The organism is Flavobacterium sp. Root420, from assembly GCF_001427905.1.
In the GTDB taxonomy this organism is placed as follows: Bacteria; Bacteroidota; Bacteroidia; order Flavobacteriales; family Flavobacteriaceae; genus Flavobacterium.
The window spans coordinates 519,963-536,792 of the sequence record NZ_LMEF01000029.1 but is presented as its reverse complement, the minus strand read 5'-3'; the positions used below and the strand labels follow the sequence as shown (position 1 = coordinate 536,792).

At 37.4% G+C, this 16,830-nt stretch carries 8 protein-coding genes; all 8 read right to left on the bottom strand.

What is annotated here, in order from left to right; genetic code table 11:
- Positions 1 to 7: 7 nt before the first annotated feature.
- Positions 8 to 2,563 carry an alpha-L-arabinofuranosidase C-terminal domain-containing protein gene (locus tag ASC72_RS16575; RefSeq protein WP_056193068.1) on the bottom strand — a complete coding sequence of 852 codons (2,556 nt, stop codon included), beginning with the start codon at positions 2,561 to 2,563 and terminating at the stop codon, positions 8 to 10.
- On the bottom strand, positions 2,563 to 3,933 hold the full coding sequence (locus ASC72_RS16570; protein ID WP_082564335.1) for a glycoside hydrolase family 27 protein: 1,371 nt from the start codon (positions 3,931 to 3,933) through the stop codon (positions 2,563 to 2,565). Before ASC72_RS16570 ends, ASC72_RS16575 begins: the two co-directional genes overlap by 1 nt.
- Positions 3,934 to 4,239: 306 nt before the next feature.
- A complete protein-coding gene (locus ASC72_RS16565; protein ID WP_056193064.1) occupies positions 4,240 to 6,663 on the bottom strand; it encodes a sugar-binding domain-containing protein in 2,424 nt (807 codons plus the stop codon).
- A 102-nt stretch (positions 6,664 to 6,765) separates the two neighbouring features.
- Positions 6,766 to 8,349, bottom strand: coding sequence for a glycoside hydrolase (locus ASC72_RS16560; RefSeq protein ID WP_056193061.1), 1,584 nt, complete (start codon positions 8,347 to 8,349; stop codon positions 6,766 to 6,768).
- A gap of 134 nt (positions 8,350 to 8,483) precedes the next feature.
- The gene (locus ASC72_RS16555) at positions 8,484 to 10,118 is read right to left on the bottom strand and encodes a glycoside hydrolase (protein WP_082564334.1); all 1,635 of its coding nucleotides are present in this window, start codon (positions 10,116 to 10,118) and stop codon (positions 8,484 to 8,486) included.
- On the bottom strand, positions 10,118 to 11,719 hold the full coding sequence (locus ASC72_RS16550; protein ID WP_056193053.1) for a RagB/SusD family nutrient uptake outer membrane protein: 1,602 nt from the start codon (positions 11,717 to 11,719) through the stop codon (positions 10,118 to 10,120). Before ASC72_RS16550 ends, ASC72_RS16555 begins: the two co-directional genes overlap by 1 nt.
- Before the next feature lie 12 nt (positions 11,720 to 11,731).
- The gene (locus tag ASC72_RS16545; RefSeq protein ID WP_056193050.1) at positions 11,732 to 14,764 is read right to left on the bottom strand and encodes a TonB-dependent receptor; all 3,033 of its coding nucleotides are present in this window, start codon (positions 14,762 to 14,764) and stop codon (positions 11,732 to 11,734) included.
- A gap of 45 nt (positions 14,765 to 14,809) precedes the next feature.
- On the bottom strand, positions 14,810 to 16,207 hold the full coding sequence (locus ASC72_RS16540) for a hypothetical protein (RefSeq protein ID WP_056193045.1): 1,398 nt from the start codon (positions 16,205 to 16,207) through the stop codon (positions 14,810 to 14,812).
- Between the last annotated feature and the right edge of the window lie 623 nt (positions 16,208 to 16,830).

The following is a 16,830-nucleotide window of genomic DNA, read 5'->3' as shown; positions in this document are numbered from 1 at the left end:
TGTACAGCTATCTCGTTTTTATGCGTATTACAGTGAAAGAATAAGGAGGCAGTTCTTTCGAAAACGCTTCTTTAATTGTTACTTTTTCAATGACTGGTCTTACTGTTGTATGTGTTGGATTTCCTGAAAGAACTGTATAACTTACATTTTCAGTTGTCGAAAGATCTTTTAAATCAATCAAAGGTGTTACAGAAACCGGAAGAATGTTTACTAACTTTATAATTAGATCACCCGAGGCGTTATCTTGTACCACAGATACGCCAAAACGTTTATTAACTTCATTATCAGCATTGGAAAGCTTAACTGTATTTTGCAGATAAATATCTCCGGGATTTTGACCATACAGCTGCTGTACAAAATAATTGACTGTAGGTTTTACTTCATTTCCTGTAAAATAAATCAAATCAGGGTTCCATTGAACATGTTTTTCACGGGCTAACAATGGCGCATAAGAGGCCATTGAAACTACATCTCCATTGCGTTCAACAGCCGTTAAATATATTGCCTCAGACAAAGCGTTGTAAAATTTATTAGCACGCGAAGCATATTCTCCTAAATATACTTTTGATTTCGTGCGATCATAACTATCGTAAAAATCCTGATTATTAATAAACCAGCCTGGACTTTGATAATAATGTTCGTCTACAATTGGCAGTTTTAGATCATCTGCAATTGCCCAGCCTTCATTATAATCTGTTCCTTCATTGAATGGGCCAACAGTACCAATTACAATGATTTCAGGGTATTTTTGCTGTACTGCTTTTATAATCATTCTATAACGCTCTTCAAAAACATCGCTAATAAGATCTTCGTTTCCAATACCAATATATTTTAAATTAAAAGGTTTTGGATGACCTGCTTCAGCACGTTTTTTACCCCAAACACTGGCTGCGCTTCCATTTGCATATTCAATTAAATCTAAAACATCCTGAACATACTCATCCATTTCCTGCATTGGAATCCCAAATTGCTGTCCGGCGCCTCCATCAGAAGAATTTTGACATGGTACACCGGCTGCTAAAACCGGAACTGCTTTTGCTCCCATATCTTCGCAAAACTGAAAATATTCAAAATATCCCAAACCAAGCGACTGATGATACCCCCAAATATTGCGCATTGGAATTCTGGCCTCTAAGGGACCAATGGTATTTTTCCAACGATAAATATTATGAAGCCCATCCCCATGCGCCACACATCCTCCCGGAAAACGCATAAACTTAGGTTGCATAGCTGCAATAGTCTCAGCAAGATCTGCCCGCAATCCATTTTTATGGCCCTTAAATGTTTTTTGAGGAAAAAGCGAAACCATGTCCAGAGCTGTTTCACCTGCGGTACTAATTTCCAAATGTCCATCAGTTACCGTTTTAGATGGTTTTAAAACCGCACTTAATTTTTTCCATGAAGAACCAGGCTTTAAAGCAGCTTCCGCTAAAGTTTCTCCAGAAGCCGTTTTTAGCTTAACAACAAAACCTGCTCCTTTTGCAAACACACTAAAATCATATTTTTCATTTGCTTTAAGAGCAATGCCATCAAATCCGGTGTTGCTTATCGCCCCTTTTGAAATTATTGCATAATTTGAATTATTAGGATGAATTGGATTGTCTTTTGCAACTTTAAAACTGCCATTCCAGGCCATTGAAGCATTCCATTTTTCATCCTTGCCTTTTTTATCATTAACCGAATATTCAAAATCACGATTTTGTATCAGTTCTGCATATAAACCTCCATCTGCCGCATAATTAATATCTTCAAAAAAGATACCCGTAAGCATGTTGCTTATTTTTTTTGAATCTTTGCCTTCTATGCTAATCTGAGCAGTAACCGGCTTTAGTTTTTTAAACAGTAAGCTGTCACTTTTTGGTGAAGCATCATTTTGTTTGTCCCTGAATTTTGAAGATTCTATACTTTTGATCATTGAATCTACCAAACTCCAGTCAACCTCTGTTATTGTTCCTTTTACAGTCTGTCCTTCTATTATAATTTCCGTTCGCAGATCAGGGTTTTTATCCGGATCAATCACTGCCTCACTATAGTTTTTAAAATCTATAGTTGTATTGCTGTAATGCGCATTTTCTGCTGTCCAATGTATCTTATACTGACCGTTTTTACGGCTTACTTTTACATCATGAATGATAAATTTGGCTTCTTGTTTTTTTTCTACACTTTTCATGGCCGGAATGTAATCCTGCCTTTTCCAGATTATGAGATCTCTGCTTGAAGAATGTGCAAAAACGTCATCAGTTACTTCCCAAAAACAATGAAAAATTCCTGCATCATCTTTCAAAAAGAAGGGGTCCTGCATACATTTGCCTGTTGGTTCCCAGCTTCCATAATCTGATTTTAAAAAGCTGTGCTCAGGACCTATTGCAAACCAATTTTTCTGATCTGTGCTCCAGGCAAAGTGAAGTCCGTTTCTCCCATTATTTTTTAATGTTGAATAAGCAAACAGATAGACCTTATCTGGTTTCTCGTCTTTTACTTTTATTTCAAATGCAGTTGCAGTAAAAACAATATTAAAAAGTAATAACACAAGCAAAATACTTTTTGGTAAATTTTTTCTCATTATTTTTTAGCTTTTAACTGATACAGAATTGAGCTGTGAGGTTTTAATTGTGCCGAAATTGCTGCAGCAGCAACTTTCGATTTCTCGCCTGTCCACATATTTAAGACTTCTGTATTTCCGGAAATTCCTAAATCAGAAAGGTTTACTGAAACAGTTTCTGAAGCTGTATCCGAAATATTAAACAAAGCCAGATACACACTTCCGTCTTTAGGATTCTTTGAAGTCACCGCAATTTTTCCGTCTTTCTGGAAAAGTTGTTTTACATCGGTACTTTCATTGTGCATTTTAACCACATTTTTATTGGTTAATAACGATAAAGTAAAAGCATCATTGCTTGGCAAATCTCCACCAAAAAACAATGGCGATTTAAAAATATTGAAAAAAGTAATTAAGGTATATTGCTCATCTTTTGTTAAGCGCGTCATTCGGTCTTCGCCACGTTCTCCCCTAACCGAAATACGACCTAACGGAATCATATCGCAGTCTGGCCATGTTCCAGGTGCAATATGCGGGTACCATTGCTCGCTTACCTTCATTAAATGTGTAATATGTGGCCAGGTGTCCCATACATCATCAACCATACGCCACATATTGGCATGTTCTTTTACGTGAGGAGCTGCCGTTATAGGAGTTTCACCAGGAGAAGTACTCAATACGATTTTGCGTCCACATTTGTCGATCGCATTTCTAATCAGGTTGATTTCGCCTTGGTGATAGGGTCTGGATAAATCATCAATTTTGATGAAATCAACTCCCCAACTTGCATAAAGCTCAAATATAGAATCATAATATTCTTGTGCTCCGGGCTTATCGGCAAGAACGGTGTAATTGTCCTTTAACCATTCGCATTGCAACGCTGTAGTATAAATTTGATCCGCTGTGATTCCCTTTGCGCCTTTAATTGGCATTTTGTCTTGCACAGCTTTTTTCGGGATTCCGCGCATAATATGGATTCCGAATTTTAATCCTCTCTTATGAATATAATCTGCCAAAGGCTTAAATCCTTGTGCGTCTTTTGCTGATGGAAAACGATTTACGGCTGGTAAATACCTTCCGTATTGATCCATTACATATCGTGGATCTGTTTGGTTGTATCCTCCTGCTTTATCATTTTCTACAAACCATCTGATATCAACAACGATGTATTCCCAACCGAATTTCTTCAGGTTTTTTGCCATATAATCGGCGTTGGCTTTAACTTCGTGTTCTTCAACTGTCGGACCATAACAATCCCAGCTGTTCCAGCCCATCGGTGGCGTTTGTGCCCATTGTTTGAATTCCCCTTTTTTAAAAACTTTTGTCTGGGCACTAGAAGAAACTACTACCAAAGTTAATCCCAAAATCAACGGAACTATATTTTTTATTTTCATTTTGATCTTAATAAGTGTTAACAATACACTTCAAATATAATAAACTTTTAGTCACTAAATACAATTAACCTGTCTGCTAACCAAAATGCTGACAGGTTAATTGGCAATTTAAAAACTAACTACTAATTCGTGTGGACTGGCTCCTGAGGAGCAACATATTTATAGCAAATCACAATCCGTTCCGGATATAGCTCTGGAGGAGCGATATGTAAAAAGATTTCCACGTTTCGATGGGGGTCGCACGCATAAATCTTTTCTATAAACATGTTGTTCCGTTGGAACTTAAAACTAATTGCATTTAACTTCTTACTTCACATTTAAAGTAACGTCAACCGGTTTTAACCATTGACTTGTAAACGTAACTTTTATAGGCTGAGATGATTCTCCCGTTGCCTGAATATATGCCGCAATATGGCCGTGGAATACGCGCTGCACGTTATCTGTATAATCTGTCATATCACTATTGTTTCCGGCTTCAAGACCCAATAAGGTCCCCGGACCAGTAATTGTGCAGGTAATTTCATTATCTGAAAGCATCACCGGAAGACCGTTTTGATCTTTTAGCTGCACCATAATTTTAGCCACACCTTTGTCTTTTGCAACTGTGATATTAGTATCAGCAATGGTTAATTCAACAGGTTGTTGTGTTGAATTAATCGTGTATCTGCTTACTTCCTTGTCCTCTTTATTTAAACCAACAGCTTCTAGTTTTCCAGCAGCAAATGGTATATCCCAATAAATAATTCCTGTTTTTTCATCATATGCTTTTGTTTCGCCCACTACTTTTCCGTTTAATTCTAAACGGGCTTTCGCGGCATTTGTATAACACACAACGCGGATTTTTTCACCTTGAGTGTAATTCCAGATTGCCCAGGCATCTTTCGAAATCTCTTTCTCATCTTTCAATGGATAAGTTCCAATGTAAGCCATTGGTTTATCAGACCATAAAGATTGACGGAAATAACCTCTAGGTTTAATCATTCCGGCGAAATCAACTAAGCCTGAGTAAAATCCTCTTGAAGGCCATCTTCCTGATTCTCCTAAATAATCAATACCTGTCCAAAGGAATTGTCCAAAAATATGTTTGTTATTTTTTACGGCAAGCCAGGGCTCCATATCATGAACATTCTCGCTTCCGAAAATAACTCTGTTTGGATATTTTTCGTGATCCGATTTATATTTGCTTTCTGTATAATTATAACCTGTAATATCTAAAGCTCCGGGATATTCTGTTTCGTTAGACATCGCAACACCGGCCAGACCTGCAGTTGTCGGGCGGGATTTGTCGTATTTTTTTACGGCTGCAACCAAGCGTTTTGCTATTACTCCAAGACGCATGGCATCTGGTGCATCTTTTTTATAACCTCCGTAAGCCGCTTGTCCAAAACCGTCTTTTCCTTTATCTAAAACTGGGTGCGAATAGGGATCGTTTGGATAATCTACCTCATTGCCAATACTCCAGGCAAAAACCGAAAGATGGTTTCTGTCGCGACGTACAAAATCTTCTAAATCTTTTTCTGCGTAATCTGCAAAAATGTCAAACGAGCCTTCAAACCCCGGTGTTCCGTAATTCCAGCCTTCTAACCATTTACGTTTTGGGAACTCCCATTCGTCATACGCTTCGTTCAATACCAATATTCCCAATTCATCGCACAATTCATAAAAAACCGGTGCTTGTGGATTATGGCTTGTACGGATCGCATTTACGCCAATTTCTTTTAATGTTTTCAATCTGGTTTCCCAAACTTCGCGGGGTACTGCAGAACCTAAAACCCCGGCATCGTGATGCAAACAAACACCTTTCATTTTCATCCAGGTTCCGTTTAGTGCAAAACCATTATTTGGATCAAAAGTGAACGTTCTAAAACCCGTTTTTGTAACGGTTTGATCTATTTGTTTTCCATCTTTGAGGACAGTCGTTTTAAGCTGATATAAATTTGGATGATCTATGTCCCATAATTGTGGATTTTTGACATTTAATTTAGCTGCAATTTTACCGCTTTGATTCGCCGCAACTTCTACTTTATTGGAAGCTTTTGCAACAGATTTTCCGTCTTTTGAAATCAATTCATTAATAACAGTTAAAGTTGATTTTGCCGAAGATCCATTCTCTACATCAACCTCAACATTCAAAGTTCCTGTTCCTTTTTTAACTTCCGGATACGCATAAACGCCCCATTGTGCAATATGAACCGGATTTGCATAAACTACCCAAACATTTCTATAAATCCCTGAACCCGTATACCATCTTGAATCAGCACTTTGACTGTGGTCTACACGAACTGAAATCGTGTTTTCTGCTCCGTATTTTACAAACGGAGTGGCATCGTAAGCAAAAGAAATATAACCATTCGGGCGTTTTCCTAAAGAATGTCCGTTGATAAAAACTTCACTTCTGTTGTAAACGCCTTCAAAATACAAATACACTTTTTCCCCAGCTTTGCCTTGCGGAATATTGATTGATTTTCTGTACCAGGCAATTCCGCCAGGCAAATAACCTGTACAGCTTGCCAGCGTTGGACTTAGCTGTCCTTTTACACTCCAGTCGTGAGGTACATTTACCGACTGCCATTTGCTGTCGTCAAAAGTGGTGTTTTTTGCATCTGAAATATCCTGAAGATTAAATTTCCAGTTGTCATTAATTTTATTAGAATCTCCAAACGAAATCTGGCTGAAGGCCGAGACGCACGAAAAGAGTAAAACAGGTAATAAGCTCTTTTTTGTAAACACTATTCTTTAATTTTTAGTTGTTGTTTTTAGTTTTCTTTGTTTCAGGTTTCAAGTCTCACGTTTCACGTTACGTAAAGAACCTGAAACTTGAAACCTGAAACTTTAATATTGTAATTCTCCCACAAACGTTACGACTGATTTTGCCGGGATTTCCAGATTATCCATTTTCTGAATTTCGGCTCTTTTTAAATTTGAATCTTCAGAAGTTACATAGGGTGTAACTTCATTATTTTTGAGTGTTCCTTTGGATAAATCAAACTTGTATTTCTGAGATGATTTTCCGCAATTTACTGCAACGACAATCAGTTTTTTGTTTGCTAAATCTTTATAGGCTGTTAGCATTACGTTGTTTGCTGCATCGAGTTCATTTTGATTTGGAACATCAATTCTCAACATTCCCGGACGCACAAACAAAGAGTAATTCCCTAAAGCCCAAAGCAGTTTTGAATCATGAAATTCTCCATCGTTTCTAACATAATCCGGTGTGGTTCCTCCGTTGCTTTTTCCGTCATCCAGATAAATCAAACCGTCTTTATAATCAACTCGGGTTATTGAAGTCCACCATTGCCATGAAGCGGCATTGGCTACAGCAATATCATTATGAATCAAACGCGCTACGAATAAGGCGGTCTGCATTCCTAAATCCCTGCCTCCGCCGGAACCACCCGGAATTTCAGCTTCACCCGGATTTTCTAAAATACAATATTCAGACTGCCAATATTTTAATCCCGGATTTTGTTTCACATTTGCCGCAATCAATTTTCGGCTTAAAACCTGTTTATCAATTGGCCAGGTGGTAAAATAACTATGACCCAGTATTACATTTTTAACATTTGAAAGTTTAGCAATGTTTGTTTTTGTTTTTCCGAAGAAATAATCAATCTGATTGTCACGGTTCTCGCCATTTACATTCTCATATAAATAATTGATTTGTGCGGCTTCGGCAATTACAATCTCAGTACTCATTTTTTGAGCTTTGAGTTTTTCTGAAAGTGATTTGGTTAAATCATAAATTTCCTGATTGGTTGCCGGTGTTCCTTCCTGACTGTTGGTATCGCCCTGTTTTGGCATCCACTCCCACTGCGGTTCGTTTATCGGACTTATATAATCGAATTTTATTGCTTCTTTTTTCTCTAATCCCTGAATACTTTGAACTAAAAAATCGGCAAATTTTGGAATTGCACCATCTTTTAGATTCAGTTTATTCTTTTGAGAGGCAAAAGATAATCCGTTATTTGTCATATAAACTGGCGGACTATTAGTAAAAATCAGGAATTTTTCAACACCTCGTTTTTTAGCAGCCTGCAAAAACCATCTTTGGCCTTCTTGTTTAGAGAAATCATAAGTCCCATCTGCTTGCAAAAAAGATTCGCTTCTTCTCCATTCATCCGAAACTTTGCTGTTTTCGCCTTGTTCTGCACTTCCAGCTCCCAAATTAAATCTCCATATCGAAAGTCCAATTCCTTTTGGGTTTCCCTGTGCGTCTAATTCTTTACTAAAAAGTAAATCGGCAATGGCATTCTTTTTCTGTTCCGGCCATTTACCCACAAATTGACATCTCCAGGCATCAGAACCTCCAAAACCATCCATGGTCTGTACAACATTATCTGTGCTAATGGTTACGGTTCGCTGTCCATAAGACAGCGAACTCATTACCAATAAAAGTGAGATATATATTTTTCTCATTTTCTTAATCTATGTAATTTTTATTCACGAACTATTGTTGTTCACCTTGTCAAAGTTTAAAACTTTGACAAGGATTACGCATCGATTCTAAAACCTCAGACTCCTGGAATCTCAAAACCTTTAGGGGCTTTTTCCTAATAACTTCCTATGTAAGTCACAATTGATCTTGCCGGAATTTCAAAATTAGAAGCATCTACAGCAGTACCTTTTTTCAAACTTAAAGTTTCAGAAGTAGTGTACGGCGTCAATTTATTCCCAGCTAAAGTTCCTCCTGCAAGATTTAATTTGTAGGCTTTCGCCGATTTGCTAATGTTAACGGCAACAACAACCAATTTTTTTGTTGCCGCATCTTTGTATGCCGTTACCATTACATCATTCACCGAAGTGGCATTATCCACACTCGGAATCTGAACTCGTACCATTCCCGGTTTCACAAAGAAGGAGAAGTTTCCTAAAGCCCAAAGTGTTTTGGAATCTCTAATATACCCGTCGTTTTTACAATAGTTGGCATCTCCGGCACCCTTACTTGCATTGTCATCCACATGAATTAATCCGTCTTTGTAATCACCACGGCTTATCGCAGTCCACCATTGCCATGACGTAACGCCTCCAATTGCAATATCTGTACTGATAATACGGGCTGTCCAAAGTGCCAGCTGAATTCCTAAATCTCTTCCTGCTCCGCCACCACCTTGTAATTCTGATGTTCCCGGGTTTTCTAAAACACAATATTCTGAAGACCATAAACTAACTGCACCAACTCCCTGAATTCTTGAAGCCGCTTGTTGTCTTGAGGAAACCAATTCGGCCAAAGGCCATGCCTGCCAGTAACTATGTCCGGAAATAGTTTTCTTTACATTAGATAATCCTGTTATTTTTTTAGTAGAATTTGCTCCAAAGAAATAATCAATCTGATTGGATCTGCTTTCTTTTCCTGAAACTGTTTTATATAAAGCATCATAAGCTCCGGCTTCTCCCACAACAATTTGGGCAGTAAGCCCTTTTGACTGTAATTTTGGAGATAATACATTTACAAAACTGTAAATATTAGCATTGGTAGCCGGAGAACCTTCTTGTGCAGTTCCGTCCCACTCGTATTGCGGTTCATTAAACGGGCTTATATAATCGATTGTTAAACCGTGCTCAGTTTTTAATTTTTCTAATGAAGTCACCCAGAAATCAGCCAATTCTGGCATTTTTCCATCTTTCAAATTATAAAATTCTTTGATGCTGGCATGTGCTTTTCCGTTTTGAGTCAAGTAAACTGGTGCACTATTGGTAAAAGCCAGTAATTTCTCAACACCACGTTCTTTTGCCGCTTTCATAAACCAAACCTGCCCGGCTTGTTTGCTCATATTGTAACTAACTCCGTCTGTTGTAAAACATTCTGTACGTCTCCATTCATCTGAAATATCACTCGCATCGCCTTGCTCTGTACTTCCGGCTCCAAGATTAAAACGCCATAATGATAATCCAATTCCTTTTGGATTACCCTCAGCATCCAATTCTCTGCTGAAAAGCAAATCGGCCATTTTATTTCTTTTATCCAACGGCCAGTTCTTTCCGATAAAATTACCTTGCCAGGCATCAGAAGCACCAAAGCTTTCCATCGTCTGGAGATTCATATCCAAATTTACACTCAATTCTGCAATGGTGTTCTCAGAACCTGAATCATCAGATTTTTCAGAATCGCAGCTAACCATAAAAAAGTTAGCGAAAAGCAAGCCTGCACATAGCAGACTTACTTTTTTGTTATTTATAAATCTCATTAGTAACCAGGGTTTTGTTTGATTAATCCTCCACTTAAGTCAATTTCCATCTGAGGTATTGGCCACAATAAATTTTTACCAGGATTAAAATTAATCCCTTTATCCTGAGGTTCTCTCAAATTGGTAGTTTCATAAGGATCTGCAGAGTTCAGGTTGTATTGAACGAAAGTTCCGTTTGGTCCCATCAGAGATTCGATAACCGGTTTTCCGGTAGTTGGGTCTTTCTCACGACGTATGTCGTACAAACGTAATCCTTCAAAAGCCAATTCTAAACGACGCTCTTTATAAATTTGTTTCAGAAGAGTCGGACCAGATAAACCTGTTTTTGGATCTAATTTTACACGTGCTCTGATAATGTTAATATCCCCTAAAGCATCTCCGGTTGTATGATAGCTTGCTTCAGCTCTTGTCAGATACATCTCAGCCAGACGAATCAATGGAATATTCAATGGCAAGTGTCCGTCTTTATTATCTAAGGCACGACGTGTTGCTATAGGAATATAATATTTACGGCAAATACGTCCTGATTTATTATCATTTAAACTGAATTTATGCGTTGGATTTAAAACCTCATCGCCATAAGCAGCTTCTCCCCATTTTGTGATGGTGCTTCTGCGACGGATAACATCATTTTCAGAAAGATATGCGTTTTCTAAATCGCTGGTTGGCATACCCCATCCCCAGCCATCCAAAACATCTGCGGCATCATTACTTGGAAAGTTTTTCTTGTCTTCACCTCTGGCACCTGAAAATGTTGGCAAGGCAGAACCTAAACTTTTGTTTTGTACATCAGAAGATTGTGCTTCTAAAATGGACTCCACACCATTGTGATTGTTAACATTCCAAATATTCAGGAAGTCAGCTTCCAATGTATAAGGTCCTTCGGTGATTACTTTGTTTGAATATAGTTTGGCTTCTGCCCATTTTTCCTGAAATAAAGAAACACGAGCCAATAGAGCATAAGCAGCCCATTTGTTTATTCTTCCGCTTCTGTTTACCGGAACAGTTTCCAATTTTGCAGCAGACTCCTTAAGATCAGCTTCAATCTGAGCATACACTTCTGCAGCAGAACTACGCTCTAATTTTAAATCACTTGTTCCTAATACTGTTGTATATAATGGAACACCTCCAAAAAGATTGACTAATTCATAATAGCAATACGCACGTACAAATAATGATTCTCCCATATATTGATTCTTTTGGGAATCAGTAAGTGGTGCCGCAGCCATTTTCTCCAAACCAATATTTGCCGATTGAATCGTATAGAAATGCGCTGTATAACAGCTGTTCATATCCCCCATATTATCCGGCGAAATAATGTATTGCGAACTTGGTCTGTGCGCACTGTTGTCCTGACCTGTATTTCCCATCCAGGCATCATCTGTTGCCATTTCGTTGGTAACTCTCGGTGCGATTAGTACCCACCATTCGTTAGGATCCAACAATCTGTGGGTTAATTCGTTGGTATAATTCTCGCATTCCTGTGCCGTTTGAAAGTAGTTTTCAAGGGTTTGCTTTCCTCTTTCTTCTTTTTCAATAAAATCAGAGCAGGAAACTGCAACTGCAGCTAAAGCCATTATTGATAAAATTATTTTTTTCATGTTCGTTTTTTATTAAAATGCTACATTAAGACCCATCAAAATTGTTGGCTGAACCGGATAGTTCCATCCTCCAACACCCGATCCTTTTACTCTGTCTCCCTTATCAGGGTCTCCTCCTGCAACTTCAGGATCAACTCCGCTGTAGTTTGTCCATGTCCATAAATTCTGACCCGATAAAGAAATTCTAAGCTTGTCCAATCCGAATTTATTATAGAATGAAAATCCTAACTGTAAGTTCTTCATGCGAACATAAGAACCATCTTCTACATATAAAGAAGAAAATTTAGTATAGTTCTCGTTGTTATCATCTTTAGACAAACGAGGAATATAATTAGAAGTTCCTTCTCCGTGCCATGCCTTTTGGTCTAATCCGCTTATTTTGTTGCTTAAACTTGCACCATTGTATAGATCTGAAATGTTTGTATTTACAATATCATTTCCGATACTGGAATAAAAATTAGCAACCAAATCAAATTGTTTATAGGCAAAATTCAAATTCAATCCGATGTTGTAATCAGCCCATGGAGAGCCAATTTTTGTACGATCTTTATCGTCTAGTTTACCATCACCGTTAACGTCTTTAAAACGAATATCTCCTTCTTTTGCGTAAGGTTGTAATTTAGTTCCGTGCTCATCGGTATGTGAGTTTAACTCGGTTTGATTTTGAAATAAACCATCGGCCACATATCCGTAGAAATATCCTGGCTCTTCTCCTTTAACAGTCAATGTTCTGTTAGAAGATCCGTAAAGTCTTTCTCCATCAGAGGATAAAGACAGCATTTCAACATCTACAGTTGTAAAAGTAAGATCGGCACCATAAGAGAAATCCCCTTTTTTATCTTTATACGAAATCAGTAAATCAATACCGCTGGATTGCATAGAACCTACGTTTGTCCAGATTGTTGCATTTTCCGGGAATCCGCTGTAAGCTGGAAATTGTTTTAAGAATAACATATCATTTGTTTTTTTCTGATAATATTCTAATGATCCTGAAAGCTTATTTTTCCATAATCCGAAATCGATTCCAAAACTCATATCTTCAACAGTTTCCCATTTAATGTCTTTATTGGCCATAGAAGAAGGAAATGAAGTATCTCCCACAACAGCTCCGATAGGATAAAATCCTTGTCCGATGTTGGACTGGTAAACCTGTGTTGGTAATCCCTGATTACCTACTTTACCCCAACCTGCTCTAAATCTAAGATCGCTTAAAACATCTTTGGTAGATTCCATAAATCCTTCATTCAGAATTCTCCATGAAACCGATGCAGAAGGGAAATTTGCCCATTTGTTGTTTGTCATGAATTTAGAAGAACCGTCACGTCTGAAAGTTCCGGTGAAATAATACTTATTGTCGTAGTTATAAGAAAAACGGGAAATATAAGACATCAATGAACTTGACCAGCTGTTACCTTTACTGTCGCGGTTTTTAGTTGCAGCATTTACCTCTCTCATTAAATCAGAGTTATTGGGCACACCTTCTCCGTAACCCCAAACATCATTTCCATTGTACTCTTCCATTGTATTGCCGACCATCAGGGAAACATTGTGTTTTTCTGCAAATGTTTTAGAATAGGTAAGCGTATTTTGCCATGTCCAGTCTACATTATTAGTAGCCCATCTTTCAACCTTATTAATCTCCTCTTTTTCGTGTGCAGCATCAATAATGAAATCGGGTCTGAACCTGCTTCTTATTTTATCACCAACTTCGACAGAAGCCTGTGTACGAAACACTAAACCTTTGATTGGAGCATATTGTAAATAACCATTTGTATTTAAGTTATATTGATCTGTATAATCATCATATCGCTTTACAGATGCAACCGGATTCCATACATACGAAGGCGAACGTGCATAAATGCTGTATTCGTTTTCATTTCCTGTTAACTGGTCTGCTGGTTTGTAAATTGGCGTAATTGGATCAATTTTATCAAAATCAGCCCAGTTTCCCGGACCACCATAAGTTTCATAACGCGGATTTAAAGTGATTCCGGCAGAAAATTTATCAGAGAATTTAAAATCATTCGCAATTCTCAGCGTAATTCTTTCCCAACCGCCTACTTCATAAATAGACTCTGTATCATAATAGTTCAGGCTGATTGCATAAGTATGTTTTTCAGAACCACCGCTAACTCCTAAAGAAGCGTTTGTAACCGGAGATCCACCTCTAATTCCGGCTTTCCACCAATCTGTCGTTTTTCCTCTGTATTGAGAAGGGTTTGGCAAATAATCTGCATAACCTGAATTGTTGTATGCTTTGTTCATGATCGTTGCATACCCTTCGGCATCAGCCATATGATATGGATTGCTCATAAGCTGCATTCCTGAACTTGTATCAAAGGTAAATCTTGTTTGACCCACTTTCCCTTTTTTGGTAGTGATCAAAATAACTCCGTTGGAAGCACGAGAACCGTAAATAGCACTTGCAGAGGCATCTTTCAAAACCTCCATCGATTCGATTTCATTCGGACTCAAAAAGTTAATACTGGTTCCCATCGGAATACCATCCACTACATAAAGAGGAGCAGTATCAAGATTTAGTGTCGAAATACCACGAATTAAAACTCTTGGCTGTGCACCAGGACCTCCCTGACTGGTAACCTGAACACCAGAAACTTTCCCTTGTAATGATTCGGTAACATTACCAACTGTCATGGTTTGTAATTCTTTTCCTTTTATGGAAGATATAGAACTCGTTACAGTGCTCTTTTTTACTGCGGCGTAACCTACAACGACAATCTCATCTAGTGCCTGGCTTGATGCTTCCAGAACAACATCTAGGGTTGTTTTATCGCCAACCTGAATTGTTTTGTTAGAAAAACCAACAAATGAGAATTCGATTTGAGCATTGTTATTGGGTACGGTGATAGAATATTTCCCATCAAAATCTGTTGATGTTGTTTTTGATGTTCCTTTTACTGTCACATTAACTCCGGGAATTGGCACATTGCCTTTATCCTTAACAATTCCTTTTACTGTTATTTGCCCAAATGTTGCAACAGTGCACAACATGGTGAAAAATAACCATATAAATTTATATTTCATATTAATATATTTTTTTATTAATGCTAAAACTCAGGTTCTAACAAACTATTTTTTTGTGATAAAGACTCTTTCCAATTCCGTATCCAGTACAACTTTGTATACTCCCGGAGCAGCTGGGTATTTTGCATTTCCATTTTCACCCGGTGACATTGTAGCGATACCATTTTTGATTAATCTCCATGACGGGCTCCACCACTGACCTGTAAAGGTTGCTTCTATTTGTCCTGTCAGGGTATATTCTCCAAGTAATTGATAAGGATTGTTTGGATTATTTGCCAAATGCAATCCGGTTTGTGTCCAGGCCGTCCATGTATCCCAGTCAGCCCCTTGAATACCGCCTCCGCAAACGCTCACAAAAGGTCTTCTTAACGCTTCGTCATCATGCCATAACCCGTTGGCAATATTGGCCCAAACTTTGCTTGAAGGTGTGTATTTTGTTGCAGTATAAACCAATGTATTTGGATTTATTTTTATTTTATAATATCCTTTTGTTGGTAAAATAATTGGAGTTGAAGCCACATTGTCTACTAATCCTCCACTTGCATTTAAACCAAAACAATGTGGGGCAAAGTCGGCTTCCTGACCCAAGAAATATACTTCTTTATTGTCTTTGTCAGCATAATATTTAAATTCGAAATCCTGTCCGTTTTTCTCATGGAAATACATCGGAACCCCAACAGCATCAGTGGTAAGACTGGTACCTCTTGGCTGATCGCATAAGTATAGTGCAGGATATTCGTTTGTCGCTACAATATTAATATTTAAAGACCCAGTGTTTGGAAGCGCAAATTTATCCTTGGCTGTAATTGTCAATACATAATTTGCTGCAGTTACAGGCAAAGTATACGTTTTATTGAAAGTATAAGATTGAGGTGAGCCAGTTAATTGAACCGTTTCATTAATACCCAAAGCAGCACATTGCACCTGAATATAGTCGATACCAGAATCGTCATTAACGACAAAATTTACAGGCATTTCTTTGCTGGTAGACAGTAAAATAACACTTCCTTCTTTTGGCGTAACCATCGTTATTGCCGGTGCAGCAAATTCTCCGTCAAGACGTAAATTGATATCCTCGTCTATGGCATTCCCTGAAACATCTGTGATTGTTAATTTAATTTTAAAAGATTCTGAAGTTCCTCTGTTCGAAGGCACTTCAAAAAAATAGCTTAAATCGTAGGATTTAAGTAATGGGTCACTTGCAAAGGTGATCATTTTATCTAAGGATAACTCAGGAATTTGAATTCTCACACTTTTCAGTCCTAAATCGTCAGTAAGTGCAGCTTTAATTTCGAATTTTCTGTTTGGTGCCCCGTAAATTTCCTTTGTTGTCACTACAACTGTAGGGTCATCAGAAGAAGGATAACCAGATTCGTTATTTTGACATCCGGTAACAAGGACGGCAAAAAGGGCGAGAAAAAATAAAAATACATTTTTTTTCATTTCTTTTAATTTTAAGGTTAGGTTAGTTAGATTGTTGTTATGCTAAAAAAAATTGTTGTTGAAGATGAGATATACTCATTTTTGAAGAGAATCTAAATTGTCTTTCTCCTGATAAAGAAATAAGACAATCAAAAGGTAATCGCGTGGTTTTTGTCATTCTAGTAAAGTTTGGTTAATATTCTTTGTTTTTATTTTTTTCTCTAAACGTATTGATGATTCTCAATACAAAAAGTTTTTATTTTTTATTTTTAAACCCGCAATTTTTAAACTGCGGGTCGATAAGTTATACGTAAAACTAACACTTACTATCTTATCTTAAAGAAGGCTCAGTTCTTTAAACAGATCAAAAACTTACCAAAAAAAACAAACACTTAATTCATTACACAGTAACAACTTAAAACCATTACTATAAGTGCAAAGAAATATGTATTCCACACTTCTAAGGAGGGGTAAAATGGAAAAAAAAGGAGGTCAAAATGGCAATTAACTATTATTTTTGATTTAAAATTAACAAGTATAAAAAAATAACAGTGTATTTTTAAAAAATTCGCAATTATTAAATAATCTTCAATTTACAACTAAAACGTTTGATTTTTTTCAAAGATTTGTACTCTTCTGCACAA